The sequence below is a fragment of the Streptomyces sp. P9(2023) genome (assembly GCF_032436795.1).
In the GTDB taxonomy this organism is placed as follows: domain Bacteria; phylum Actinomycetota; class Actinomycetes; order Streptomycetales; family Streptomycetaceae; genus Streptomyces.
The window spans coordinates 1-235 of sequence record NZ_JAUPWM010000855.1; the positions used below are offsets into that span (position 1 = coordinate 1).

Annotated in this window: 1 protein-coding gene; it reads left to right on the forward strand. The window is 39.6% G+C overall.

The window, feature by feature from the left end; all coding sequences use genetic code 11:
* Nucleotides 1–235, forward strand: a 235-nt coding sequence (locus Q5762_RS39690; protein WP_315897180.1) for a hypothetical protein, incomplete at both ends; no start/stop codon positions are given.

Here is a 235-nt window from a genome sequence, read left to right on the forward strand (position 1 = left end):
CGAAAGGCAGAAAATGGGTTGTAAAAAAAGCCAACTCAAGTGGTGTCGCTTACGGTGAGTCACATGATTTGACTGAGTTCTGGTCTAATTTAAGTGAAGTACTTATGACAGGCCACCAAGCTAAACCCGTTCACACATTTGATGAAATTGTATCACTTGTGTCACTTTTTCCAGAACAAATTAAAATATACAGTGCATGTTTTAATGGTGTGCAGGTTGCAGGTGCAGTAGTCTT